At 39.3% G+C, this 23277-nt stretch carries 32 protein-coding genes and 1 pseudogene; 1 reads left to right on the top strand and 32 read right to left on the bottom strand.

From position 1 onward, the window contains the following. Window positions 1-143: 143 nt before the first annotated feature. Window positions 144-299: pseudogene (locus tag AFK25_RS14975) on the bottom strand (sporulation protein YhbH); the annotation flags it as partial. A gap of 72 nt (window positions 300-371) precedes the next feature. Next, window positions 372-713, bottom strand: a complete 342-nt coding sequence (locus tag AFK25_RS02530) for a hypothetical protein (RefSeq protein WP_156185731.1) — start codon at window positions 711-713, stop codon at window positions 372-374. Window positions 714-1228: 515 nt separating this feature from the next. Between AFK25_RS02530 and AFK25_RS02520 the strand changes: the two genes are divergently transcribed. Beyond that, window positions 1229-1492: a helix-turn-helix transcriptional regulator gene (locus AFK25_RS02520; protein WP_049720858.1), complete on the top strand. Its 264-nt coding sequence runs from the start codon at window positions 1229-1231 to the stop codon at window positions 1490-1492. A 202-nt stretch (window positions 1493-1694) separates the two neighbouring features. Here the strand turns inward: AFK25_RS02520 and AFK25_RS02515 are convergent, their stop codons facing one another. From AFK25_RS02515 to AFK25_RS02375, 30 genes are all read right to left on the bottom strand, one after another. Then, window positions 1695-2351, bottom strand: a complete 657-nt coding sequence (locus AFK25_RS02515; RefSeq protein ID WP_035064682.1) for a hypothetical protein — start codon at window positions 2349-2351, stop codon at window positions 1695-1697. Then, a complete protein-coding gene (locus tag AFK25_RS02510) occupies window positions 2348-3079 on the bottom strand; it encodes a DUF3800 domain-containing protein (protein ID WP_035064681.1) in 732 nt (243 codons plus the stop codon). Before AFK25_RS02510 ends, AFK25_RS02515 begins: the two co-directional genes overlap by 4 nt. Window positions 3080-3264: 185 nt before the next feature. Next, entirely contained in the window at window positions 3265-3486 is a 222-nt protein-coding gene (locus AFK25_RS02505; protein WP_035064679.1) for a hypothetical protein, read from the bottom strand. 114 nt (window positions 3487-3600) lie between these two features. Next, window positions 3601-4269 (bottom strand): N-acetylmuramoyl-L-alanine amidase, encoded by a 669-nt coding sequence (locus tag AFK25_RS02500; protein ID WP_035064677.1) that lies wholly within the window; start codon window positions 4267-4269, stop codon window positions 3601-3603. Next, a complete protein-coding gene (locus AFK25_RS02495; RefSeq protein ID WP_035064675.1) occupies window positions 4266-4685 on the bottom strand; it encodes a phage holin family protein in 420 nt (139 codons plus the stop codon). Before AFK25_RS02495 ends, AFK25_RS02500 begins: the two co-directional genes overlap by 4 nt. A gap of 71 nt (window positions 4686-4756) precedes the next feature. After that, complete coding sequence (locus AFK25_RS15045; RefSeq protein WP_165569756.1) at window positions 4757-4894, bottom strand: hypothetical protein; 138 nt, start codon at window positions 4892-4894, stop codon at window positions 4757-4759. Between the two features lies 1 nt (window position 4895). Then, the gene (locus AFK25_RS02490) at window positions 4896-5231 is read right to left on the bottom strand and encodes a hypothetical protein (RefSeq protein WP_035064673.1); all 336 of its coding nucleotides are present in this window, start codon (window positions 5229-5231) and stop codon (window positions 4896-4898) included. 7 nt (window positions 5232-5238) lie between these two features. Beyond that, a complete protein-coding gene (locus AFK25_RS02485; RefSeq protein WP_035064671.1) occupies window positions 5239-6201 on the bottom strand; it encodes a hypothetical protein in 963 nt (320 codons plus the stop codon). Further along, window positions 6198-7808 carry a tail fiber protein gene (locus tag AFK25_RS15185; protein ID WP_240483381.1) on the bottom strand — a complete coding sequence of 537 codons (1611 nt, stop codon included), beginning with the start codon at window positions 7806-7808 and terminating at the stop codon, window positions 6198-6200. Before AFK25_RS15185 ends, AFK25_RS02485 begins: the two co-directional genes overlap by 4 nt. A 1-nt stretch (window position 7809) precedes the next feature. After that, window positions 7810-8373: a phage tail protein I gene (locus AFK25_RS02475; RefSeq protein ID WP_035064669.1), complete on the bottom strand. Its 564-nt coding sequence runs from the start codon at window positions 8371-8373 to the stop codon at window positions 7810-7812. Next, window positions 8366-9484 carry a baseplate assembly protein gene (locus AFK25_RS02470; protein ID WP_035064666.1) on the bottom strand — a complete coding sequence of 373 codons (1119 nt, stop codon included), beginning with the start codon at window positions 9482-9484 and terminating at the stop codon, window positions 8366-8368. The genes AFK25_RS02475 and AFK25_RS02470 overlap by 8 nt, the downstream gene beginning before the upstream one ends. Then, on the bottom strand, window positions 9471-9779 hold the full coding sequence (locus AFK25_RS02465) for a GPW/gp25 family protein (RefSeq protein WP_035064663.1): 309 nt from the start codon (window positions 9777-9779) through the stop codon (window positions 9471-9473). Before AFK25_RS02465 ends, AFK25_RS02470 begins: the two co-directional genes overlap by 14 nt. A 5-nt stretch (window positions 9780-9784) precedes the next feature. Further along, the gene (locus AFK25_RS02460; protein ID WP_049720857.1) at window positions 9785-10447 is read right to left on the bottom strand and encodes a phage tail protein; all 663 of its coding nucleotides are present in this window, start codon (window positions 10445-10447) and stop codon (window positions 9785-9787) included. Further along, entirely contained in the window at window positions 10447-10908 is a 462-nt protein-coding gene (locus AFK25_RS02455; RefSeq protein ID WP_049720856.1) for a phage baseplate assembly protein V, read from the bottom strand. The genes AFK25_RS02460 and AFK25_RS02455 overlap by 1 nt, the downstream gene beginning before the upstream one ends. Further along, window positions 10908-11927 (bottom strand): phage late control D family protein, encoded by a 1020-nt coding sequence (locus AFK25_RS02450; RefSeq protein ID WP_049720855.1) that lies wholly within the window; start codon window positions 11925-11927, stop codon window positions 10908-10910. The genes AFK25_RS02455 and AFK25_RS02450 overlap by 1 nt, the downstream gene beginning before the upstream one ends. Continuing rightward, window positions 11924-12142 carry a tail protein X gene (locus AFK25_RS02445; RefSeq protein WP_035064658.1) on the bottom strand — a complete coding sequence of 73 codons (219 nt, stop codon included), beginning with the start codon at window positions 12140-12142 and terminating at the stop codon, window positions 11924-11926. The genes AFK25_RS02450 and AFK25_RS02445 overlap by 4 nt, the downstream gene beginning before the upstream one ends. Next, window positions 12135-14471, bottom strand: a complete 2337-nt coding sequence (locus tag AFK25_RS02440) for a phage tail tape measure protein (protein ID WP_049720854.1) — start codon at window positions 14469-14471, stop codon at window positions 12135-12137. The genes AFK25_RS02445 and AFK25_RS02440 overlap by 8 nt, the downstream gene beginning before the upstream one ends. Before the next feature lie 122 nt (window positions 14472-14593). Further along, entirely contained in the window at window positions 14594-14899 is a 306-nt protein-coding gene (locus AFK25_RS02435) for a phage tail assembly protein (RefSeq protein WP_035064655.1), read from the bottom strand. A 20-nt stretch (window positions 14900-14919) separates the two neighbouring features. Next, window positions 14920-15447, bottom strand: a complete 528-nt coding sequence (locus AFK25_RS02430; RefSeq protein WP_035064652.1) for a phage major tail tube protein — start codon at window positions 15445-15447, stop codon at window positions 14920-14922. Between the two features lie 11 nt (window positions 15448-15458). After that, window positions 15459-16919 carry a phage tail sheath family protein gene (locus tag AFK25_RS02425; protein WP_035064649.1) on the bottom strand — a complete coding sequence of 487 codons (1461 nt, stop codon included), beginning with the start codon at window positions 16917-16919 and terminating at the stop codon, window positions 15459-15461. A 3-nt stretch (window positions 16920-16922) separates the two neighbouring features. Continuing rightward, entirely contained in the window at window positions 16923-17222 is a 300-nt protein-coding gene (locus AFK25_RS02420) for a hypothetical protein (RefSeq protein ID WP_035064647.1), read from the bottom strand. After that, window positions 17212-17697 (bottom strand): hypothetical protein, encoded by a 486-nt coding sequence (locus AFK25_RS02415; protein ID WP_035064644.1) that lies wholly within the window; start codon window positions 17695-17697, stop codon window positions 17212-17214. Before AFK25_RS02415 ends, AFK25_RS02420 begins: the two co-directional genes overlap by 11 nt. Next, window positions 17697-18251, bottom strand: a complete 555-nt coding sequence (locus tag AFK25_RS02410; RefSeq protein WP_035064642.1) for a phage tail protein — start codon at window positions 18249-18251, stop codon at window positions 17697-17699. Before AFK25_RS02410 ends, AFK25_RS02415 begins: the two co-directional genes overlap by 1 nt. Before the next feature lie 9 nt (window positions 18252-18260). After that, window positions 18261-18590 carry a hypothetical protein gene (locus tag AFK25_RS02405; RefSeq protein WP_035064640.1) on the bottom strand — a complete coding sequence of 110 codons (330 nt, stop codon included), beginning with the start codon at window positions 18588-18590 and terminating at the stop codon, window positions 18261-18263. Next, a complete protein-coding gene (locus AFK25_RS02400) occupies window positions 18583-19053 on the bottom strand; it encodes a hypothetical protein (RefSeq protein WP_035064637.1) in 471 nt (156 codons plus the stop codon). The genes AFK25_RS02405 and AFK25_RS02400 overlap by 8 nt, the downstream gene beginning before the upstream one ends. 13 nt (window positions 19054-19066) lie before the next feature. Then, window positions 19067-20053 (bottom strand): major capsid protein, encoded by a 987-nt coding sequence (locus tag AFK25_RS02395; RefSeq protein ID WP_476692359.1) that lies wholly within the window; start codon window positions 20051-20053, stop codon window positions 19067-19069. A 44-nt stretch (window positions 20054-20097) separates the two neighbouring features. Then, window positions 20098-20457 carry a head decoration protein gene (locus tag AFK25_RS02390; RefSeq protein WP_035064631.1) on the bottom strand — a complete coding sequence of 120 codons (360 nt, stop codon included), beginning with the start codon at window positions 20455-20457 and terminating at the stop codon, window positions 20098-20100. Beyond that, entirely contained in the window at window positions 20457-21539 is a 1083-nt protein-coding gene (locus tag AFK25_RS02385) for a head maturation protease, ClpP-related (protein WP_035064629.1), read from the bottom strand. Before AFK25_RS02385 ends, AFK25_RS02390 begins: the two co-directional genes overlap by 1 nt. Beyond that, a complete protein-coding gene (locus AFK25_RS02380) occupies window positions 21523-23043 on the bottom strand; it encodes a phage portal protein (RefSeq protein ID WP_035064627.1) in 1521 nt (506 codons plus the stop codon). Before AFK25_RS02380 ends, AFK25_RS02385 begins: the two co-directional genes overlap by 17 nt. After that, window positions 23040-23270, bottom strand: a complete 231-nt coding sequence (locus tag AFK25_RS02375; protein WP_035064625.1) for a DUF6148 family protein — start codon at window positions 23268-23270, stop codon at window positions 23040-23042. The genes AFK25_RS02380 and AFK25_RS02375 overlap by 4 nt, the downstream gene beginning before the upstream one ends. Window positions 23271-23277 lie beyond the last annotated feature (7 nt).

Here is a 23277-nt window from a genome sequence, read left to right as displayed (position 1 = left end):
TCCTCACCTCTCTATACTCATAAGGGTATATTTGATTGTAAAAAAATAAGTAATTACCATTACCTCTATGAGTATATTACAAAACCCCCACCCGTTTGTCAACTATTTTTTCGCAAAAAAAAAACCTTGTATGATACAAGGATTTAAACAAACGTTTTCTGTTCTTCTTTGCGGAAAAAGTTTCTCATCGCCTGCAACACATCCGATTTTTGTTTTAAAATGTAATAGCGAAATTTTTCATCTTTAATATGTTTGTACGCTGACATGAGCGTAGAATGACGATTGTACTGATACAACTGTACACCCTCTACACATTTTTTTAATAATGCTGTCTTTCTAATTGTAACATACTATGCTTCTTTCTTTACTAACTATGCGAAATGAGCAATAACCAAAATGATAACAAAACACACCAGCGCCACCACATCACTCGGCTTCATCTTTTCTTCAATTCGATACGTTCCATACGTACCATCCACCTTCATCAGCTTTATTTCGCGTGGCGGTTCATCTTCATATGTGACGTCATCCAAGTCTAATAACAATTCCCCCTGTTTCCCGAAACTGTATAGGTCGCTGTCGTTCGGAAGAAATCTCCCCCTCTCGTCGCGCAGGCGGTTCGACACGTCGATTTTCGGCCGACTGTAATAATCGCGTTCCTGCAACATGCTCAGAAGCAACCGAAGTTTCTCCTCTTCGTGTGGTGTTAGCATTGACGTCCTCACCTCCTCTTGCGGTTTCTGGGCATTGTTCCAGCCACAATTGATGGTCCAACAGCTCCCAGGGAGGAGAGGGGAGAGGGACGTCTTTTTTCTGATACTGTTTCAAAATCTCTTGAAATTCTTTTGCATGCGCAGCAGTAAAAAGAGCTGCTCGAATGATCTGATTGCGGTCTAAAGTTGTTGCGCGAAACACGGCATCGACATAATCGCGAAAAACAGGCGCGTATCTGACAGTCGGACGATACACATTCATTTTGTTGACGTCACCGGTTTTTTGTCATTTGCAATTGCCTCAAGCAATTTTCTTCCTTCTGACGTCAAATAGACGCCTTTCATTTGTAATAATTGTTGAGCCAATTCTTTTGTCATCCACCATTTCCCCTTTCAATTTTTTGACGTCTTGCCGACGTCTTGGTACATGTTATGAGCAGTAAAACGGGGATATGCCTAAAAATTAAACTTTAATTTAATTTTTGTTAAACTAAAATGTTAGAGGAATTGAAGGAATGTTAAAGAAATACAATCATATTAATTTTCGGGAGGGGGAAGCAATTAAAGGCGTTTTTCGCAACAGAATAAAATATTGGATAAAAGATAAAGGTTTAATCCAGAAGCGTATAGCTGAAAAAATGGGGGTATCGGAACAAACTTTCCATAAATGGTGTAAGAACGTTACGCAGCCAAACCTAGAGGAAGCTTATGTGCTTTCGCGTATAATCGGTGTATCACTAGAGGATCTGTGTGAATTTGAGGAAAATAAAGAAAAATAACCCTTCTCATTTGAGAAGGGTTATTCCCTTTAAAAGTTTTTCAAAAGTGTATTGATAAGTGTTTAATTTATTTAATATTGGTCAATAATATTAAAAGTTGTTTGACAAACAGAATTATTTACTCTATATTAGAAGTAGCTCATCTACCATGTTGTAGAAGGAGACCGCTGGATTTCGCACTGCGATAACCAGCCTTTTTAATTTATTTTGATCGGGTGCTATGAGTAGCACCTTTTTTGTTTGCATATTTTTGATAATCCTTCTCAAATTGGATTTTATTCCTTTTTGTAAAAACAGGAAACCCGGTCATAAATTTGTACATATAAACCTGTCCCTTTTTCCTTTCCTCTTTTAAAATCACTACATAATCGACTGTTCCTGATTCATATCTTATATAGTGCTTATAAATCCTATTACCATTATTATCTTTTTCGGGCTTCGTCCATGTTGTTATATCTGGATCAGAGTTATTAGCTAATTGGATTACCTCAGGGATCCAATGAATCCTAGACATCCGGTACGGACATTCACTTCTATTGATTTTTTGAAAATCAGTTAGCGCATTGGTGTTAACACACTTATTCTGGCATAAATAGTAAGCTATATCGTTATTACAAGGAAATATTGTATATGCAGGTTTGTCCTCTATTGAGCAAATATGCATAAACCTTTCAGGGAACATAAGCTGCATACCTTTATATAATTTATTCATGTCAAAGAAAATAAATTTTCCTCTGTATAGAGGTCTTTTGTCCTTATCCATAAAGAGATTAGAAAAAATCAATTCCAAATTGATTATTTTATCAATAATAGTATTCCCTGTTAATATCAAGGGCTGAGAAAGTTTTCCGTAATTCATAGCACTGCACCGCCCTTATTTCCTGCTCTTGGCTCCCAAATAAACAAATTAAATTTACTTACCCATTTTGGTGTACTATCATTTAAATTCAATCCTGAAAATTTTTTTATTTCGTCAACTAAAATTTTTTTTGCTTGGTTGCAGTTATCTTGGAAATAAAGCCCGCGATGATAAAATGACAGAGTACCGATCAATAGGTCACATAATTGCATGATTTCTGACTCGTTAGAATGAATTTGCTTAATGTCTGTTATAACTTCATGACTAAAATCGTATTTATGGTTACATAATACTTCCTGAAGTTTCTTTACTTTAGCCCCGCCTCTAGTATCCTTGATGTCAATAAATATTCTGTATTTACTTACTGGTGGTGTAATTGGATCTAACAACCGAAAGTACATTTTGTAGTACCATAAATCGTAATCACCATCGTTAAAAGCATCGTGATCTAGTTGGTTTTTTCCGGTAGCAACTACTCCTCTAAAAGTTAGAAACTCATTTTCGAAAAAATAATTTATTAATCTTTTATAAAAATCTATTTTCCCTAATGAAACCTTTGTCCATTTTATTTCAAACCAAGAACTTAAACCAAATGATGTTTTCAAATCACGGATATCCTGATTAATTTTAGCTTTCAAATATTCGGGACAGGCAATTGCTCCGAGTACCATCAAATCATTTTTATCATTTTCCAAATGACAACTTTCATCGCAGTATATATATAACACTTTATTTCCTCCCAAGATACTAAAAAACTATGCTATGTAATTTGGAAAAATCGTCCTTTCTCACTATATGAAATTTATTATAACATGATTTTTTCCTACAATAAACACTAATAGTCGGTATAAAAACGTCTACTTTTTTCTCCATAACAAAAAAATCCCCCGCCAAACCGCAGGAGATACTTCCATTAACTCGCCCATTTTCTTTTCTTTCTAGCTAAGCCTGCTGATAAAATATTGCTTATTTTGAAGACTCGTGGCTGTTTTCTCAATTTGCAAAAGGCCTTGATATACTTTTCCTCTATGTGCTCAATAACGATAATTCTTTGACTCAATTGTCCTTTATCACTTAGGTAAATAATTTCGATTGGTTCTTGCTTTTGTAAAGCATTTAGAAACAACCCTCTCATAAGCATGTTCCCCCTTTAATTACCATTATAAAGAACATATGTTCTTAAATCAATATAAAAAGAACTTATGTTCTTATTTTTATGAAAATTAAAAACCCCGCCAAAACGGCAGGGTCATTTCACACGCAACTTTTGTCCAACCCGAATCAAGTTTGGATTGCTGATTCCGTTCAATTTCTGTAGCTCATCTACTGTTGCATTATACTTCTTAGCGATCCTAGAAAGCGTGTCGCCTTTTTGTACAACATACACATCACCTGCGTTCATCTTCAATTTCACACGTTTTTTGAAATCTTCAAATGCTTGTCTATTTTTAACCCACGGCGCAGGACAATTTTTATGCGTGACATCATAGTGACGCACGATATCTTTGATCGGGTCGAGTTTGTATTTTTTGCATAGCTCCACAAATACATCTTCTGTGCGAGCGATTGTGTTAGGATGGAATGTACCATCTTTCTCCACGCACATTTCCACACCGATAGACAAGAAGTTTGCATTTGGCTTCAGCTCTGGAACACCCCGATACGTGCCGTCATTGGCATGGTATGCCACTTCATCGAGAGGAATGATGTTGATTGCTTCGTTCTTGTCTACGAAAATGTGAGCCGACGCATATCGTTGTGCTTGAACGATGGTGCGATCGAAATACGTAAAATGATTGGCTGCCGCTGCACCGGGATTGGTTGTCCAATGCAAGACGAGTTTTTTTACACCTTTCAATTTTAGCCCCGGACGTGAATACTTGTTTACTCGAACGAACTTTTCTGTCCATACGCTCATTGTTTATCATCTCCTTTTTGACTTTCACTTTTCAACTGAGCAAAAACCTTCGAAACTTGTCCTGGAATAGATACACCCAAACGACCGAGATTTTCAATAAAACTGATGCCTTCATTACCGATTAAAAACATAATCATCGTGTTCCGCATAAAATCACCGCTGCCTGTCACCGCGTCCAGTTGGTTTGCCACGATGACAGCTAAAATCATGGCCATTTTTTTCATTAACCCTCTAAACGCTATTTTGGATGACACTTCTTTTGTTCCGACAGCAACCATCAGACCCGAAATGTAGTCCACCGCCATCATAATTCCTAATGCAATTACGAGGTGATCGACTCCACCAATTAAATAGGCGATAGCTGATGCGCTACCGCCTGTGATTATGGTGTATAGTGTGTTTGTATTATGCTTCATTGGTTCTCCTCTCTTTCTTTAATCATAAAAAAATACGCCTTCATGGCGCTTGTTTATGTCGCATTATCGTCCTATTGCGTAATTAAATCTTCTCGACCTTTTGCTCGCAAATAAGCGTCAATGCCTTCTTTTAAATCTGGTCGCCGGCTGATGACGAAATCGTATGTGTAAGCCCCATCGATAATTCTTTGCGCTAAATATGCCGCCATTTCACATACCTCCTAACAATAAATCGTCTAGCACTTGTTGCATTAATTCAATTCGATTTTTTAAGTCTTGGTTTTCTTGTTCTAGTAGTTGTAATTTTTCTTCTGGTGTTAGTGGACGGTCAACGTACTCATACCAAAATTCTTTAGTTTGTGGATTAACGTATGCTTTAGCCGTTTTTCCTTGCATAATATCCGGTTCAGGCACATCTGTTAGTAGAATACCACCTTTAGCAATAGCGTCTTCTTCTGTATTAATCCCTATGTCTTCCGGTTTTGAATGAATCATTGTAACAAAAGCTCTTGTATCGCTTTCTTTTTGATATTTAACGAATATCATCTTAACATTACCTCCATTTCAATTCATATAAATGTCTAGTTGTAGGGTAAGAATTTGTTACGATTTGTGTTCCATCGGTAGCGATTTGATATGCTAATGCCGGTGATGAACTTCTTGCTCTTGTGTATGTTAATGTTGATTTTCCCGGATATATGATAATTGGAGCGCCATGGTCGATTGATAAAAATGTCTCACCGAATAGTCTATATGTTCCATACATAGTGGAAGACATTCCTCGACTATCAAACGTTGTAGCACCTAACACAGTTGAATAATCAGACATCTTATAACGATAAAGAAAAGCCGTGTAAGTACTACCGTCTTGTGTAATTACATTGAGAAGTAAATCTCCATCTACCCTAGTGAAGAACAGACCTACAGGTACATAATTCACGGTAAATGGGGCTAATCTTGTACCGTCTGATAGTCTTACAATAACAATAGTAGTAGAGTTACATAAATACGCGGCAATTCCTTGAATTTCATCTACAATAAACCACACATTACCAGCTGACAAAGGAGTTGGCATATCCTGTATAGAAACAGTATTTAATATACTTAATGTAGATTTATCAATCTTATGGATTTTCTTGTTTGTTACCTCTATAGCATACAAGTAATCATTACCGAGAGCTAAACCATCGGAGTTGCCAAAAGCTACTTGTAAAATTGTACCTAGATTAAGGTCAAGTTTATAAAGATAAGCTCCTTTTGATAAAACAAATATATTGTCTCCATCCATTAAATAGTCGGTGATGGGGTTGATTGCTTTTGTTATTTTTGTATTGGTGTCTAATTGTATGCGACTAAATTCTCCGGCATTGCTAATACCATAAATAACTCCATTCTTATATAAAATCCTATTGTTGTATATAGAATGTGCAGAGTTGTAAGTGGCAACCTTCTCAATTGATAAAACTTTTTTAGAATTGCCGCCAAAAACGCCTCCATGATCCCTTATATCAATCATGCCAACACCTCATCTTTCAAATTTCCATCAGTATCATAAATTAGGTTGTATGTTACAGTATCAATAACTGTTGTCCCATCTGTATCGTAATAAGTGATGGTACGTGTTGTATATTGAGGGCTTGTTCCGCCACTTAATACAGACCTCGCAAATAGCGTACCGTCAGCTCGCTTATATTCAACTGTTGTATAAATCCCGTTGCTGTCTTTTCCGCTCTTGTATTTGCTAAATCTCTCTAAATTTCGTTGCATCGCTTCCGGCGCGGAATCGGTGTAGGCTTTTGCGTTTGCTTCTGCGCTATTCCAAACCGCTCTTTCTTCTGCCGTTATGTGCTTCACATTATCAGCCAAATGTGCAGCAAGCTGTTGGTCTGTGTATGATTTGGCATTTGTCTCCGCCTGTGTAGCTTTGTCATATGCTTGTTTTACCGCGTTCGCCGTTGCGGCTTGTGTCGTGCTCGTACTATTTGTGGTATTGTTCAATTGAACTATTCCAGCCGCGCTTGTGCTTGCACTAGGAAGTTGTGAAGTAGGTACTTTTGCACCGCTGTCTAATGACGCTACCCCGTTTGCCGCGCCTTTTTGGCTTGCTGGTATCGCATCTGTAATTCCATAACCCGCCAATGTCGTTGGTTTTCCGCTTGTAATTTTTGACCAATCTAAGTTTGGAATATCAGAAGCAGACAATGATTGTCCAGCTGTCACTCGGCCCTTTGAATCAACTGTAACCTTAGTATAAGTTCCCGAAGTTACTCCACTATTCGCTAATGTTACTGAAATAGCTGCATTTGCTGAACCGTCAAAAGACGTCGAGCCTGTTGCGTCACCTGATAGTGAAATTGTTCTAGCTGTTTGCAATTTCGATGCTGTTGCGGCGTTTCCATCGGCGTTGCCAGTGATAGAAGCAGGGAGTTTTGCATTAGCATCGAGTTTTAATATCTTGTTTGCAGTAGGTGTAGATACTACATCAGAGGATGAAACTGCATCCGTAATACCGTATCCCGCTAATGTAGTAGGTTTACCAGTGATATCAGAAAAAGCATGGGTGTGGTTTTGATCCGCTTTACTATTCCAAGCGATACGCTCTGCCTCTGTAATGTGTTTTGTAGTGTCATTAGCATGTGCGTCTACTTTCTCTTGAGCTCCTTCCGGCGTTTCAAAGACAAGACTCTGATTGATAGTAGCTGAGACATTTGATGCGTTACCTACAATAGTGATAATATCTATGTTTTTCTCGATGATGTCTGAACCACCGCCAGCAGGGATATACTCCGCGGCGGATCCAGCATTACCGTAGCAGTATAGAATCTCACCTATATCAGGATCTTGAGCAAAAACTCCAATTTCTCGCCAATAAAAGCCAGTTGTTATGTCCTGATTTGATAAAACAGCACCAACTACTGCCTTTCCATCCGGTTGTGTTTTTAATTTTGTAATAGATACGGACTTTTTCTCATTTATGAGTTGATTTAATTCTAGGATCGACTGACCGCTAAGGCTACCATCTCCTAATGCAATTCGTGTAAACGTTAACTGCACTCCTGTTTGCGCTTTGGTTTGTAATATCCTACCTCTATTTGTCATTATTAATCCGCCAAATGCGCTCATTTTAGAACACCTGCCTAATTGTTAGATTGTCGCCTACGTGTACTACTCCAGCAAAATATAAATTCATTTCTTCTGCTTGTGTGAGCTCAATTCTTTCTAAAACCGAGCGTACATTTTTTACCGCATTAAGCGCCTGTAAGAATTGCTCTGCCTTTTCTTGAGTAACGGAACGATTATTAGTTACAACCTTGAATCGATAGGGCTGCCCTTCATACTCGAACCACTCCACCACTTTACCTTCTCCGAATAGCGTGATGATTAACTCCTCTACAGCCGCAGGAGTTCCTTTTTGACGATGAAAGAAGTTTGAACGCTTAACAAGCTCTCTCTTTTGTTCAATTGTCAAATCAGGTTCATAAAAATCAACATGCTTCTGATAGGCTAAGTAATCCAAAAGTGGTTCCGGAAGCTTATCTACGTCATAAAAATTGGACAAAGACTCAGCTTCCCGATATGCCTCTTTGAGCTCTTTTTCTACCGCCTCACCTAAAGCAACGATGAAAGGATCCTTTTTTAAACTTTCGGGAAGAAGGTCAACAATTGAATAATCTTGTAAACTATTCATCTGTTAAACCTCCAAATGAAAAATTGACCACATTCTCTTTTGCAACCTGGTGCTTTTCGATTTCTTGATACATTGGTGAATTGACAATAACTCGGTAGGCTCCTGCACTTTTCAATCGCGTTATAAGTTCGGATAAATCAACATCGCGACCCATTTTTTCTTTTTGCCATTTCAAATAATCTTGAAATGCTTGATTGATCTTTTCTTGGATAGTACTTAAAACACTAGCATTCGATTGTAAAATCCAATATTGAACGTCTACATCATAAAAGACAACTTCTGGTGCATTGACAGTCACTTTATCTGTTAATGGTCTTACTTTTTTATCAGAACAAACAGCTAGAACTTCATCTAAAAGCTCTTGTGAAGGAAGCTCTCCGTCCTGCAAAAGAACACGGATATCAACTGTTCCATCAGAAGGATTTAATACAACCACATCGACTATTTGCTGACTCGCTGTTTTTGCCCAATACTCATAAGCACCTTCTGGACCTGCGACTGAAAAAGACTCTGGAGCAATCCGAATTCGTTCCGCATATGGATCATCTTCCTCTACCTCTACTCCACCACTGCTTACTGTGATGTTTCTTACCTCTTTCACCCATGGAATAGGGTCAACAAGGTTGGTAATTTCTCCAGGTAGATAGCCATTACCTACTTCTCCAGTTTCTAAACAAGTTGCTGGAACCTGAATAGAGTGTTGCCCGACAGGAACGACGACAGTTTCGTCTGTAGAAAAGAAAGTATTTTCTCCAACTAAAAAGCGTGTTCCTTTTGGAATAACCAAAACGTCAACACGTCCTTCCTCTAATATAAATTCCATTGTCGTTACGGCTGCTTTATCACCTAATCGTGGTGTACCAACCTCTTCACCCTTATGGTCTAAAAATTCATCTTCAGCATAAGCCAGTAAATTTTGCTTTAAAGCATAATCCAAATTATTACGTTCTTGGACTATATATAGAACAAGCCCCTGTATGAATTTTCGGCGAGGATCAGCATTAGACAGCTTAATGCCCGTCTTTTCCTCTATATGAAAAAGGATATCTCGTTCAATGTCTTCAGGTGACTTTTCTAAAAAATTTATATCCGGCAAATTAAATCGATTCATCTATTCTCACCCTTACGATTGGGTTTAACTTCCCGTTTAAACCATCAACTTCAAATCTTACTTCTTCTACAATGGCTCTTGGTTCATTCTCCTGGATTGCTTGAATGATTCTAGCCGCATTTGTAGCTTTTGCTAAATTAATAGGAGAATCTAAATCAGGAATCCATCCGAAACTACGATCCATTGGGCAACTATAGGCTACAGTAGAAAGGATGAAAGCCACATTTTGCAATACTTCTTTAACACCGGTTGCTCCGAAATCAATCTCATTAAGTGTAGTCACCTCATATTGCACCTGTCTCACCCTTTCTTAAGCGTAGAATATTTCGGGTTGGCAGTTATATATTTTCCTTGCCCTAATGAATACCAGCCATTATTTTCGGAGTAAACCGTTAAAGTATCTCCTTTATATGCATAGCCGATTACTTTAGCTGATGTGGAAGGACCGCTTCTTATATGAACAGATTTAACAGTGATGGTGATTTTCCCTAATGTTTTTTTGGTGTTTGAAGTAACCTTTTTTTCAGCAGACGTAACTGTTTTCTTTGTAGCCTTTTTTTTCTTTACGACGTACTCCTTTAAATTAACTTCAACTTCGACTACAAGAATATTACCTTTGTTATCTACTGTTTTATTTGACTCGTTCAACTGCTGGATTGACCAATAATTTTGAGAAATTGGCTTTCCACCAAGAATAAAAGGAGCAACCTTGCCAGAATCCCTCATGTTTCTTAACTTCTCTAATTGTTCAGAAGGATTGATTCCGAGTTCGGCTTTTAGGAGAATGGTAAAACTAATTTCTTCAAGCCCAGGACCAATAAATTCAGATTTTGGTTTGTGGCCAATTATTTCATGGTCATTCCATTTAGCAGAACCGCTGCGTTTAAAGTCTGTGAATGTCTGTGTTTTTTTCTCTGAAACTTCAAAAACGATATCTCCAAAGCTACCGATTTTCGCCAACATTAACCACCTCCAATTGGCGGAGAGGTTTCACCATGTACACCCATATGTGTATGATTTTTTAATGAAATTCCATCGGCAATGACATCACCTTTAACATTAACATTTCCAGTCGCTTCTATATTGATGGTACCTGTGCATTGGATGGATAAAGTGTGTGTGTGTGTATCGTATTCGATAGTAGTGCCATCCTCAAATTCCATATAACGTTTACTTTCATCCGTAACAGGTGGAGGAGTTTCTTCAGAGTATAGAGACCCCAAAATATAGCCTTTTTTCTGTTTGGTGAAAATGCAAAAGACATGCTCGCCGACTTTGGGCATCCAATAGTCTTTGTTTTTTAGTGAACCCCTGACGACTATCTGCAGTTCAGCAGAAATTAGATCGTCTGAATCCTCGAATTTGACCCTTGCAGTACATCTATCGGGATAAATCGATGTGACAATTCCTGTTTTCTCATACATCAATAGCCCTCCAAGCATCTTCGCAATGCTAATTCAACGGTAGACGAAGAATGAACGACTTGTGTAATAATATATTTCCCATCGAATTTGCCGAAGCCCTTCAAATCTACCGTCATTCCTGCGTCCAAATGTTTTTCAGACGTAACGGTTAAATTTACCGTAGTTGCTTCTTTATTTGCTTCTCTCAATTTTTTCTTTGCCAAACGCTGTGCTTCCGCAACAGATTTCACTTCTTCTTTAACGACCAACGTCCTTCCAACCTTTAGAGCTTTCGGCGGCGTGAAAGTAGCTTTAATGGTTTTCTTTTTAATAGAGTCATGATACTGCACACGGCACGCTTTATAAGTGCCACTTAGTGTGGTTCGTGCTGACCATTTCTTAACTTGAATCTCGTCATCCTCTTTGCTTACCCTATTGATTGTTGCGACCGGGGGCTTTTGCTCATAATCAGCTTCATCCAAAATAACAATCGCATGATTCGAAAGCTTTAAGCAAAGGCCTTCATCTTTGCACAAGCGATATAAAAACATCAAATCGGTTTCACTTTCCTGCTCATACCGTTCTTTTTTGGGATTTTCACTCGCTTGATAATAAAGCTTTAGATTGTTCTGTTTTGCAATATCACCAGCGACAACCTTAAGAGTTGTATTTTCCCACGCTCTAGATTTTTCTTCACCACGTATTGACGATGACTCTGGAACCGATAAAGCTTTGATTGTTACCTGTGAGGGATCGCCGCTAGCATCAATCTCATCGACTTCAAATTTGCCAATCTTCGTTTTTACCGTTTGCTCTTTCCAATATTTCTTATAAATAACCGCTTCTAAAAGAGAGCCTTTTGTGGGAAACCAGTCGCTAAGCCACTTATGTTCCACGTCTTCTAGGACGATCTGAAGGTCGTCAATCTCTCCGCTTAAGTTATCAGTATACGTCCAGTCTATTAAGTGCTCCGCCAATTCAGCAGTAATGTTCTGTTTGTTATAAGTAACATCTAAAAAGGTGCGTCTGCTGTCGATCATAAGTCCTCATCCTCGCCTAACCATTCGGGCCTTTCTGTGACAATCGAGGTATCGACTTCTGGGATATTTAATGTTATTCCCCCTGGAAAGATAATGATATGTCTATATTGTTTATTCGCATCCAATAAAAGAGGGAGCAAATACTCGCTCCCTAATGTTTCATATGCGATTTTATCCCAGGTATCACCTTGAACAGTAACATAAGTTTTAGCCATTAAAACTCACCCTTTTACTTTTTGGTCCTGGCAATTGGATACTATTGATTCTTTCTTCCAGATTGTTCAAGGCTGCTATTACGCGTTGGCCAGCCGTCTGAATACCGCTAAGCGAGGCCACCCATCCACTTGCTTGTCCTGTATACATAGCTAAAAGAGAAAAATTTCCGGATGCTTTCTTAATATTATTAGACAATTCAAGTGACGTCCCTGCTATCTGGCCGCTTGCCATGCCAGAATATTGGGTAAGCAGTGAGAAATTTCGAGAAGCTAGATTAATATTAGAAACCATTGCCTGTGTGGCTTTAGATATAGCTGTTGTATTAATGTTAGGACTGTTAATGTTGGCTTGTGCCGCCGCTTTTGCGGTATTAGAGCTACGTACCGCATCCACGCCTTTCCCGCCTAACCAACGCCCTGCAGCGTATCCTACTAAACCACCAAGTACTCCACCTACAGCCGTTCCGATACCAGGAGCGATAGCAGTACCAATAGCAGCTCCGAGTTTAGCTCCACCTAAACCACCAGCGATCCCTGTTCCCGCTTGAACGGTTGCTTTCATCTTATCTTTAGCTTTATAAATGTTATAAGCTTCAGCAGCAACAGTTAATGGCAAAGCTGCTCTGTTTAGCACCTTACCTGCCGTACCTAATACTTTGGATGCCTTACCTACGTTATCAAGTTTAGGGATTTTTGAGGTGATACCGCCCTTTGCAAGATTTTGTGCCGGTGTTTTAGAGACTACTGGCGCTTTAGACACCTTTGTATTAGGAGTAGCTCCCCCAGCTACAGGATTATTCCCTTTAGTCGCTTTTATCGCTTTTTGCGCATTAAAAGCCGCAGAGTTTCCTTTTAGTTTATTTGCAAATTTTGTTACTCCGGCTACTGATAGCTTTACACTATCTATGGCAAACTTCACTCCAAGCCATCCCATTCTTATTGCAAGAAGTCCTGCGGCAGAACCGACAAGAACTTTTGTTACGTTAGGATGCTCTTTAGCAAATTCTGCAGCACTTTTCGATAAGTCAGAAAGAACCTTAAACATATCATTTAAGGTTGGGAGGACTGTATCACCTACGTTTACAGCAAATTCATTAGCTGTATTCTTTAACTTTTGAAGCTCTGCATATGAAGTTTTATTCCTTGCATTAAATTCACGGTCAGAAGAGCCTTTTGCCGCTTCATCATTAACAAGCTTTAACTGTTTTCTATATTCCTTTATCCCATTGGCTAGCGTTGCAATGTCATCGCCGTACTCTTTCCCGAAAATCCCTACGGTTACAGCTGTTTTTTCCTCTGGACTAAGTTTGTTGATTCGATCTAATACATCAAGAATAGTACCTTGCGCATCCTTAGCCATTCCTTTAGTAACTTGTTTTGTAGTTAAGCCTAATTTTTTTAAAGCTTTACTATATCGTTCTGGTTGTTCTTCGGCTAATGCAAGTTCACGCATGAGCGCTACGGCAGCTGTACCAGCAACTTCTTCTGATTTACCCAATGATAAAAACGTACTCGCTAAGGCTGCTAATTGTTTCTCGGTTAAATGAACATCTTTTGCTTGGCCACCGGCGCGCATCATGACGTCAATAATGCCACGTCCACTCGCTAGTGTCTTATCATCTAAATAGTTAATGACATCTCCGAGCTCTCCGATTTCCTTGTAAGGTATTTTAAAGATATTGGCTAGTTTCCCCATCGAAGTTCCAATCTCTTCTGGGGCCATTTCAAATGCTTCTCCAAGCTTAGCTACTTCTTTTGTAAAAAGAACTAGTTCCTCTCTCGGTACACCCATCTTTGCTGAAAAAGCCATTAGTTGAGCAAGCTCCGCATTTGGAACGCCCATTTCTCGCCCCATTTTAAAGATTTCTTCCCGCATGTCATAGTAGACTTTGGTCAGTTTACCGGAGCTATCACGTGCCCCCTCCACTTGTTTTGCCACTCCAAGCATGGATTGCTCAAAATCCATTGCTGCTTTTGTGGCAAGTACCAACGGGGTAGATAGTGCTACAGTATCTACAGCTTGCGAACGAGTGTCTGCAAGACTTGATTGTAGTTCCCTATATTGCCTTTGTGATTGCGCTAGACGGTCTTGTGCCGTTTTAACCCTATTTAATTGTTCTGCTAGACGTGCTTGGGCATTCCGATATTGGTCAACGGAAATCGCTCCGTTCTTATACCGTTCTTCCAAACTTCTTAAAGAACTTTTTAATTCCGTGGCTTTGTTTTTTAATCGCTCTACTTGTGATGCAGCCGTTCCAAAAGAAGAACGGAAGGAGCTCGCAACTCTTCCAGCAATGCCAAAAACTACTTCGAATTGCTTTCTAGCCATATTTTATTTCGCTCCTTCCTTAGAATCTTTAGGTGCATCTTTAATCCATTGATCTAGTTCGACCAAGGTTAATTCAATCCAAAAATCCACAGGCGTAAAAAAAGCACTTGCCATTTGCAGTGCTACTTTTCTGATTCCGCTTGCTCCTTGGAGTCCAAATTGAGTAAAAAAAGTGTTACCCTGCTAGTGATATCTAAAAAATCTGGTGCGTGTAGTTTTTCTAAATCATCCGGGATGATACCGGATACCTTTGAAACTACAAGTACTTGTGATTCAATGTCATATACACTAAATTGACTATTTCTAGCACGTAACTCTTTGTCAATGGCTAAAATATCTTTCCCTGTTAGATTGTCAAAATTCAAGTCTATGGATTCGATTAATTGACCATCAATTGTAATAGGTTTGCTTAATTTAACATTAGGCACTTGTAATCACCTCTTATACTTTATAATCCTAAAGCTTTTCTGACTTCTTCTAAATAATCAACACCGTTCACCACGTATTTATAGTTGAGCTTGTCTAATTCCACTACCGTTTTGCTATCGATTTCGATTTTGATATAGGTAACCTCGATTTCTGTTGAAGCCTCATATGGACTTCCTTTTTCCATTTTTCCAGGCTCCACTTTTGTCGGAACCCCTTGAACTAAAACTCGGACAGATGGAAAAGAGTATTTTCCGGTAGCCGCATCATACTCTTGATTAGCTCCTCGACAATCAATTTTTCGTGCAATTGGCGCAAGAAAGGTAGATAGATCGTTATTAAGAACACGCCAATTTAATATCAATTTCATACTTTGGAAATGTCCAATATTAGGAGATTCATATTCCCCCGCTATACCTGCACCATTTATACTTTCTGTCATCTGTTCAAAAGAAGGAAGCGTTAAATCAGCAATCCCTTTTAAATCACTTGAACCATCTACATACACCCGAAAATCATTTAATTTCTCAGGGACAACATTAACCGTCATATATTCCCCTCCTATTCAAATAAAGTATTTAAGTAGTTCACATCGAACTCTACTACAAAATCAATATCTTCCGCTGGAGTCGGTGCAGCAATGTAAATATGAAAGCGAACAATTCCGTTTAATAAATCCGTTGTAGGGTTCTCTTCTTGATGAAATGCAACGCGTCCACCAAGTAATGCTCCCCGTGTAGTTAGTCCATTCAACCAAATGTTCAAGCCATCAACTACAGCATCTATTAATCTTCGATTTGTTGGATTATCTACATTTTTCCAATAGGTTAGAATCACAGTATTTGTTATCCAGTTAAACATTCGGCGAACAGGAATGAAGGAATCTTTCACATCAGTTACTGAAGGATAAGCTGATGTCCTATTTCCCCATAGTTTCCAACCTCCGATGAAATTTAGAGCCGTAACAATCCCTTGACCGTTTAAATAGGCTGCTTGTTCAGGTCCTAAAATTACCTCTTCTCCATCATCCACAAGAATGCCATTTGTTTGAAGGTTTTTATTGGATGGGCTGACATATGGAATGTCATCATTTTCGGCATCTGTTTTGCAAATAACACCAGCTGCTTGAGTGGATAAATGATAAACTTCTTCTCCTAATCGAACTTTTGGCCAAAAGACCAACGTATTAGGATCATTGTAGTTGTTGTTATCCTTCCACGAAGGGGCTTCAGAATATAAATCTGCTCCATTTTCTTTACAATCTAAATCCGTTAATGCCATTGCTTTAAATAAACCATTAATATTGTAGGTTTTCGCTTTCATTACAGCTGCAACTACCGGATCACTGCTCCAACCAGGCGCTAGGATAAGACCTGGAACTAATCGAAACATAGGGAAAACCCGATTGATCAATTCAAGTCCTGTAACTTTTCCTGTGACCGCATCAACCCCACCGATGATGTCTGTGCTTGTAACCATAGATGGGTCTAAGTGAGTGTACGACACAAATAATGATGTTTGAGAAGGGCTTATTTGTCCGCCAGAAATAGGAGAAATCACTACGTTTCCGTTCGAATCAAACGCGGCGGTATAATCCACATTTTGTTTCAGTTCTTCGCCGCCTGCTGTCAAATAGACCTTTAACGTATCAAGAAGAACCCCGTCCTGCTCAACCTTGAATACTTTCGTAGCGTCACTGTTGATTTCAACATTTGTAACGTCCTTTTTATGTCTTTCTGGATCCAATACATTAATAAAAACAACAGGAGAAACGTTAAAAAGCCGGAAATGCGACTTCATAAACTCGCATAATGAATAGTTCTTCCAATTCGAAGAGTAGCCCAAGTTCTTTACCGCTTCTGAGTAAGAGTAAGCTAAAAACGGCTTGTTCACATACTCCCTTGAACTTGCTAAATGGATAGGTGCTGTTCCTACGACGACTGGTAAACCTGCCGTAGTCTGCACAGGAGGAACAACGGAAGTTGGAACTTCGGAGACATGAACACCATGTTTATAAGTCATTTATTACACCCTCTTTCCTTGGATATACGATAAAATTTCCTGGTACCAAACATTCTCGGCTGATCCTGCTGTTGCTATTTTCATTTCTACTTCTGGAAAAATGGACACAGGAACAAATAAACGCTTGATAGAAGGACATTCTTTCAACTGTTCTTCCAAATGAGCCGGTAATCCGTTTTGATACACAGTGTATTTATTTAACATTCCACCCGGTAAACTTGGACCGCAATAAATAAGTGCCTCGCTCTTTTTTTGAGCAATAGGCGCTTTTTTCGATTTCTTTCCTTCTGCTTCAGTAGACATATGGGATTCCTCCTTCGTTTTGAATTCGCGGAACAATAAATTGAGCAACTGAATAGGCTATCCACTCAGGAAATGGCTGTTCCTCTGGTAAAACTGTTCGATAACTGTCTTGAATGAGTTCGAAAGGACCAATCAATGGTTGTTTACGCAGCTCCAATTTAATTCGGTTTAGTACATTCATAACATCTTTCCAGCAAGTTTGTGGATCATAACCATAAGTACCTGCGATTATATGAACCTCCACAACATCCTGTCCATTTTGTGACTTTTCCTCGATAAAGCGAACAATTACATGTGGAAAATCGGGTACATCTTGTTCTTCCTTTCTTTTCTTCTCAGGAAGATATTGAGTAGCCACTTGCGGAGCTTTTTGTTTTCCTTCCACATTACACGATAAAGAGAATTCTCTTACAATCGATTCAATTCGTTCCTTAAGAGCATCTACTAAACCGATATTCGTCATGATATATTCCATTATAAATCCCTCACAGCTTGTTCAATTTCATGCTCAATCCGTTTATCTAAAGTCTCTAGTGCTTTTTCTTCTACCCATCTTGACACATTATCACTTCCGATCATTTGTGGAACGGATGGACCATAAAGTCCTTCGATAGGCAGTCTAAGTTTACCAACACGCTTAAACACACCAATGTAACCGTTTTTCATTCTGGCAACAAATGCGCTTTTTATCGGTCCACCTTGACCTTTTTTTACAGAAGCATAGATTGGTTTTTTTCGTTTTGGCTGAACACTCTTTGGAGTAACTTTAAATCGATACAAAGGGATAGTATGGCCGCGAGAAATTACAGTAGCAGACAAATCCCTTTCATCGGCACCGTAGATTCTTATGGTCTTAATGACATCAGAATGTTTAATGCGGTAAATTTCCCTTGCTTTTCTTGCTGCTTCTGTTCGCGCAGTGTAAGCTGCGCGATTAATGGCTCGTGCAGCCGCGCGAGGAATTTTTTCAGGTGTTTCTTGCAGAGCTTGTTCCAAGCGTTCCATATGTTCAATGCTCAATTCAATCATTTATTTCACCTACGCTTCATTTGCTGTAGCAATAATCTTGAGCAATCCAGCTTCTTCGGAAACCGCAGAAACATAGTAATCTTCTTCATCAACGCTAATTCTCTGACCAATTACTGGTTTATCATAGTCAGCAGATTTAACATATATCGTAATCGATGATCGATAAATACCATTAGTCAAATGATAAAGCTCCGCTGGATCCTTTGGACGCTCATTAAATCGATCGGATTCAATGATAGCCAACACCTGTTGGCCATCAATGTCGTGGTATTCGGCAAACTCATCATCGTTAAAGAACGTCGATAAATCGTTATTCATGTAGAATTTTAAATTACTCATTGTTACCTTCCTCGAGTTTTGCATCAATAGCTACAATCAACTGATCACGATTCATTTCTCCTGAAACATCGCAACCTAACTCTGCAGCAAAAACTTTAAGGGACTGATCATCCAGCGATTCGATATCAACGCCTTTTTCTTTTGCATCATTGAGGAGTAAATCACAGATTTCTGTGTTTTTCATTTTCAAGTCTACTTCGACATTGACTTTTCTCGCATAAGCTAATAATTCAGGGCGTTTCATGGCTTGTAAGGTGTTTAAAAATGCTGCGAATTCATCGGTTAATCCATTTTCAATCTTTACTTCTTCTAACTGTATTTCTGACTCATTAAAGGAAGGTTGAACTTCTATAGCTTTCATAGAGAGAAGTTCTTTTATTTGTGCATCAGAAAGCCCGGTTAAAATATCACCGGGCTCATAAATCTTGTTATTGTGTTTGATTCTCCAGATTGCTCGGTACATAACAAACACTCCCTTACAGCACTGTCGCTACATAGATGCTGTCAACATGCTGCGGAACAGGTAATGGACGTGAAATCAATTGCACCCAACGAGTTGAAGGGTCCTTTTCAACCCAAGAACGAGGAATACGAGGTAAATCCATCGTTCCCAATTCCATGTCGATATATGCACCGTACACCATATCAAAACGAGCACGTGAACTTGCGATGGTAACCGTTTTTTCAGGCACCATTGGTTTTTCTGTGCCATCATCGTCAATGTACCACTCGTCATACGAGTAGATATTTAAACCAAGTTCAGCGATGCGTCCGATATAAGTGACTCCATTTGGTAGTGTTTGTGGATCGATTTGCCCTGTTTCAACTAAGCGAAGGTCTAGCATTTTTTGCACTTGTTCATTCCACAAGAATGCGTCTACTACTTCACTTGAGAAAATCGCGATATCTGGAGTAATACCAGATGCTTTAATCACATGTAAACGCCAACGTTTTAAATCGGCTAACGGATTGGATGTACCTTCATTCCATTTAGCTCCGGATAAGAGAGCTTCTTTATTAGTTAAGTTAAAGTCAATTACTTCATCTACGCCATCACCTTTTACATGAATTTGCCCCGTGAATAAGGCTTGGGCACACATCCATTCTTCACGACGAGTAATCATATCATCAAGTTCAGCCAGATCTTTTCCTAATTGCTCAGCCGCTCGCTCATCTGGAGAAACACCAGAATAAAGTGGCTCGCCGGCAAGACGTTTTTGAAGATGTTCTGCTGTTGTCGGCATTTTTGGATTGATTAATGGCGCTTTATACGTATTTGTGCGATATCCTTCACGTTCTACAACTTTACCTGATCGACGAGGGTGCACAAATGGTGCCATACGTCGTTTTCCTTTTATGATATCAACATCTACATATTCTGTATCGAATGTTCTTTGGTTGTTGAAAAATGTATCTTTCAAAAATGTTTTAGGCGGTTTCATCTGACGAACCGCTTCTAACATAGTACGAGTACTGAATAAATCGATAGGCATAATCTCTTACCTCCTCACACACTCAAAGTAGACTTAATAAAAATACCGACGGCGCGTGCAGATGCTTTATGTTCTGCTACAGTGTCACCCTCGGCTACTGTTAAAGCATTTTCATTAAATTCTCCTGTCAAATAAACAGGTGCTAATACATCACCGTTTGTTGTGTCGATGTTTTCAGCAAGAACCGCATACACTTTTTCACTTCCGTCGTTAGCTGCTTTAGAAACGACTTTCGCTTTCCCTGTTGCTGTCACTAAACCTAAAAGTGTTCCTCGTGCTAAAACTCCTTGACCAGAAGCTACAGTCAGAGAGTCATCAACTTTAGGCATGATATGACCAGAAAAAAGATTGTCTGGAACATAAATTTCACTCATTATTCAACACCTCTCTTCGTATTGGCTGCTTTCACAATCGAATTAATAACCTTTTGTTTTTCTTCTTCATCTTGAGTACCAGTTTGGTCAAAAACAGAAGATGTATCCACTTCGCCCAAAGGTGCAGCATCTTGAATAACAGCTGTTAAAGGATTTGCTCGGAATGATTTTAAAACATTTACAATCTGAATAGCGACTTGTTCAGCCGTTTCGCCCGTTTCATAACGAGCTTTATTTAAGATTTCTTCACATCCTGGCGCTTCAAGCTCTTGTAACGATTTGAAACGATCACGTTCCGCTTTTACACCTTCATCATACCCTGCTTTTTTGACTGCATTATAAATATCAGGATATTGTTGAGCTAAAGCTTCTACCGTTAACGTCATTGGAGAATTCACCTCCTTTCGTGATTTTGTAGTTGTAGCTGTAGACTGAATTTGCGGTACGTTTTTAAATGCTCGTACATCAAATTGGAGACCATTCATAACTAAAAAACCTCCTTTCGTGGAAGCTGCGATTGATTTTCTTTCATCTACTTCATCGATTAATCCGTATTCCAGTGCTTCATCTGCTGTTAACCATGTTTCTGCATCTAACAACTCAATAAGCTGTTCGCGTTCTATTCCTGATTTTTCTTGATAAGCAGCGATAATCGACTCTCGTATTTTGTCTAGGTCATCGGCCAGCTTACGAAAATCTGTTGCGTTCCCCCATCCAATTGTCCATGGATTATGAATCATCATCATGGCATTTCGTGGCATAATCACAGTATCCCCCGCCATGGCGATAACCGAAGCAATACTTGCTGCTAAACCATCGACATATACTATTACTTTCGCTTTATGGCTTTTTAACAAGCTATGAATAGCTTGTCCTGCAAATACATCGCCTCCACCACTATTAATTCGAACAGTTAACTCTGAAATGTCCCCTAAAGCTTTAAGTTCATCTGCAAATTGTTTAGGAGTGACTTCATCTCCCCACCAGCTTTCTTCGCTAATCGGACCATATAACAAAAGTTCCGCGCTATTCTTTGATGTCGATGCTCGAAATTCCCAGAATTTCTTATTTTTCTGACCCATTGTTCAACACTCCTCCTTCTCTCATCATTTTTTCTTCTTTCGCTCTTTGGCGGACCATCATCTCAAAATCTGCTCCTGTTAATTCCGATGCTTCTCGTGCTCGTGTAGAAAAGCCTTCTTGCACACGTATTTTAGCTGCATTTGCCTCTTTTAGAGGATCAATCTGTCCTTGGGATGGTCCATACCATTCAGCATTTGAATATGCCAAGCGAATAACGGGGTCATCAAAAAAGCCGGGAGCTTTAATTCGCCCTCTGGCAACCGCTTCATATAAAAATTCATTATAGATTGGTTGACAAAATTTCGACACAAGCCACGAACGACGCATACGGAATGTCTTCCATGCTTCAAGTAGCGCCGCTCTGCTAGCAGAATACGAAGCAGTAAAATGCTTAATAAGCACCTCGTATGGAATTTCTAACGCTGAACCGATTTGCCGTGTCATAGACATAACAAAACTATCGAATGCAGTATTTGGACGTGCTGGATTAGCCTCTTTGATATCTTCACCCTCTCCAAGCGCAATAATAGCCCCATTTCCAAGTTCATAACTATTTTGGTCTTCGGTGTCCACTTGTTGCTGAATTGGAACGACTTCGCCAACTGGTGTTTCAGGTGTTTTAGAAGTGATAAAAACCGTAAACATCCCGCTGACGACTGCAGCCATAAGCTCTGCTTCGCTATATCTGGTTAGTTGTTTAAGAGACTCGATAACCGGCGCTAGAATAGGAACGCCTCTTCGTTGCCCTGGTCGCTCGAATTCCATGATATGAAGGACGTTTCGTCGCCCTGTTTTTTCTCCAAAAGCCGGTATTTTAACCCACTTATTTTGCATACTTTCACGATCTAATGGATGTTTTTGAGCAATATAGTAGGCTACAGGTGCCCCGTATTGATCCACCTCAATACCGCCTCTGATATTTGAATTCTTCACTACAGGTGGGTTACAAACACGATCTGCTTCAATTAAAGCGATTTTTAGAGCGTACGGATTACCTTTTCGCTCAATCATAGGTAGAGTACAGAAAACATCACCTGACATAAGCATGGAGAGAAAAACAAGGGCTTGCATTTCATAAAAATCTAACATTCTTCCAGCATCGCAATCCTGCGCCCATAGTTGGAACTCTCTTTCTACGTTTCTCTCCCATTCGTCTGCTTCTTCATCACTCATTCCTAAAAAATCAGCGTCAATTTGTGCTTTCAATCGCAACCCAGATCCAACGACATTACTTCGAAAGGTTTTTAATGCTCCTGTAGCTAGAGGACCTCCCATATACAAATCTCGAGATCGTTGTCGTAGCACATCTAGATTGTCTGTTATGTCATCATCTGGACTTCCACCTTTATAGTTCCATCCAATTAGAGACTTTTTAGTTCGACTTGCACCATGATTGGAGTATCCGGAATTAAGTACTCTTAATGTTCTTCTAGCTGCTTCACGTCGAACAGCACGCTCAGGAGAAATAGTTTCAACTACTTTATCGATAATTTTTTGCATCATAAATCACGCGGTACGACTCGTAAGACACGTGCACCGCTTCCCCTCCCTTTTTCGAGTCGTGCTACTTCATTGCTCCAGAATTGAATCCGTTTAGCAATCTCCGAAAGATCGGCTCGAGTAAGCTCTCTCGATCCGATTCGGTACCTTTGACCAGTTGAGACAGCTAATTCAGCATCCATCCAGGCTTTTAGGTGTTGTTTCGCCTCTTCTAATGTCCATGCTCCCATCATTTTT

The sequence above is a fragment of the Anoxybacillus gonensis genome (assembly GCF_001187595.1).
Taxonomy (GTDB): domain Bacteria; phylum Bacillota; class Bacilli; order Bacillales; family Anoxybacillaceae; genus Anoxybacillus; species Anoxybacillus gonensis.
This window is presented reverse-complemented; position numbering and strand designations above follow the sequence as displayed.

Bases quoted from the DNA above. Each gene is read 5' to 3' on its own strand.
- AFK25_RS02515 (WP_035064682.1), bottom strand. From the start codon at position 2,351: ATGAATTACGGAAAACTTTCTCAGCCCTTGATATTAACAGGGAATACT.
- AFK25_RS15185 (WP_240483381.1), bottom strand. From the start codon at position 7,808: ATGAGCGCATTTGGCGGATTAATAATGACAAATAGAGGTAGGATATTA.
- AFK25_RS02500 (WP_035064677.1), bottom strand. From the start codon at position 4,269: ATGAGCGTATGGACAGAAAAGTTCGTTCGAGTAAACAAGTATTCACGT.
- AFK25_RS02455 (WP_049720856.1), bottom strand. From the start codon at position 10,908: ATGTATGAGAAAACAGGAATTGTCACATCGATTTATCCCGATAGATGT.
- AFK25_RS02375 (WP_035064625.1), bottom strand. From the start codon at position 23,270: ATGGGAGCATGGACATTAGAAGAGGCGAAACAACACCTAAAAGCCTGG.
- AFK25_RS02495 (WP_035064675.1), bottom strand. From the start codon at position 4,685: ATGAAGCATAATACAAACACACTATACACCATAATCACAGGCGGTAGC.
- AFK25_RS02415 (WP_035064644.1), bottom strand. From the start codon at position 17,697: ATGGAATATATCATGACGAATATCGGTTTAGTAGATGCTCTTAAGGAA.
- AFK25_RS02530 (WP_156185731.1), bottom strand. From the start codon at position 713: ATGCTAACACCACACGAAGAGGAGAAACTTCGGTTGCTTCTGAGCATG.
- AFK25_RS02485 (WP_035064671.1), bottom strand. From the start codon at position 6,201: ATGATTGATATAAGGGATCATGGAGGCGTTTTTGGCGGCAATTCTAAA.
- AFK25_RS02385 (WP_035064629.1), bottom strand. From the start codon at position 21,539: ATGGGTCAGAAAAATAAGAAATTCTGGGAATTTCGAGCATCGACATCA.
- AFK25_RS02420 (WP_035064647.1), bottom strand. From the start codon at position 17,222: ATGTCTACTGAAGCAGAAGGAAAGAAATCGAAAAAAGCGCCTATTGCT.
- AFK25_RS02440 (WP_049720854.1), bottom strand. From the start codon at position 14,471: ATGGCTAGAAAGCAATTCGAAGTAGTTTTTGGCATTGCTGGAAGAGTT.
- AFK25_RS02520 (WP_049720858.1), top strand. From the start codon at position 1,229: ATGTTAAAGAAATACAATCATATTAATTTTCGGGAGGGGGAAGCAATT.
- AFK25_RS02445 (WP_035064658.1), bottom strand. From the start codon at position 12,142: ATGGCTAAAACTTATGTTACTGTTCAAGGTGATACCTGGGATAAAATC.
- AFK25_RS02410 (WP_035064642.1), bottom strand. From the start codon at position 18,251: ATGATTGAATTGAGCATTGAACATATGGAACGCTTGGAACAAGCTCTG.
- AFK25_RS02395 (WP_476692359.1), bottom strand. From the start codon at position 20,053: ATGTTAGAAGCGGTTCGTCAGATGAAACCGCCTAAAACATTTTTGAAA.
- AFK25_RS02425 (WP_035064649.1), bottom strand. From the start codon at position 16,919: ATGACTTATAAACATGGTGTTCATGTCTCCGAAGTTCCAACTTCCGTT.
- AFK25_RS02460 (WP_049720857.1), bottom strand. From the start codon at position 10,447: ATGTTGGCGAAAATCGGTAGCTTTGGAGATATCGTTTTTGAAGTTTCA.
- AFK25_RS02390 (WP_035064631.1), bottom strand. From the start codon at position 20,457: ATGAGTGAAATTTATGTTCCAGACAATCTTTTTTCTGGTCATATCATG.
- AFK25_RS02405 (WP_035064640.1), bottom strand. From the start codon at position 18,590: ATGAGTAATTTAAAATTCTACATGAATAACGATTTATCGACGTTCTTT.
- AFK25_RS15045 (WP_165569756.1), bottom strand. From the start codon at position 4,894: ATGGCGGCATATTTAGCGCAAAGAATTATCGATGGGGCTTACACATAC.
- AFK25_RS02470 (WP_035064666.1), bottom strand. From the start codon at position 9,484: ATGAATCGATTTAATTTGCCGGATATAAATTTTTTAGAAAAGTCACCT.
- AFK25_RS02505 (WP_035064679.1), bottom strand. From the start codon at position 3,486: ATGAGAGGGTTGTTTCTAAATGCTTTACAAAAGCAAGAACCAATCGAA.
- AFK25_RS02430 (WP_035064652.1), bottom strand. From the start codon at position 15,447: ATGACGGTTAATGTTGTCCCTGAGAAATTAAATGATTTTCGGGTGTAT.
- AFK25_RS02380 (WP_035064627.1), bottom strand. From the start codon at position 23,043: ATGATGCAAAAAATTATCGATAAAGTAGTTGAAACTATTTCTCCTGAG.
- AFK25_RS02400 (WP_035064637.1), bottom strand. From the start codon at position 19,053: ATGTACCGAGCAATCTGGAGAATCAAACACAATAACAAGATTTATGAG.
- AFK25_RS02475 (WP_035064669.1), bottom strand. From the start codon at position 8,373: ATGAATAGTTTACAAGATTATTCAATTGTTGACCTTCTTCCCGAAAGT.
- AFK25_RS02450 (WP_049720855.1), bottom strand. From the start codon at position 11,927: ATGATCGACAGCAGACGCACCTTTTTAGATGTTACTTATAACAAACAG.
- AFK25_RS02490 (WP_035064673.1), bottom strand. From the start codon at position 5,231: ATGATATTCGTTAAATATCAAAAAGAAAGCGATACAAGAGCTTTTGTT.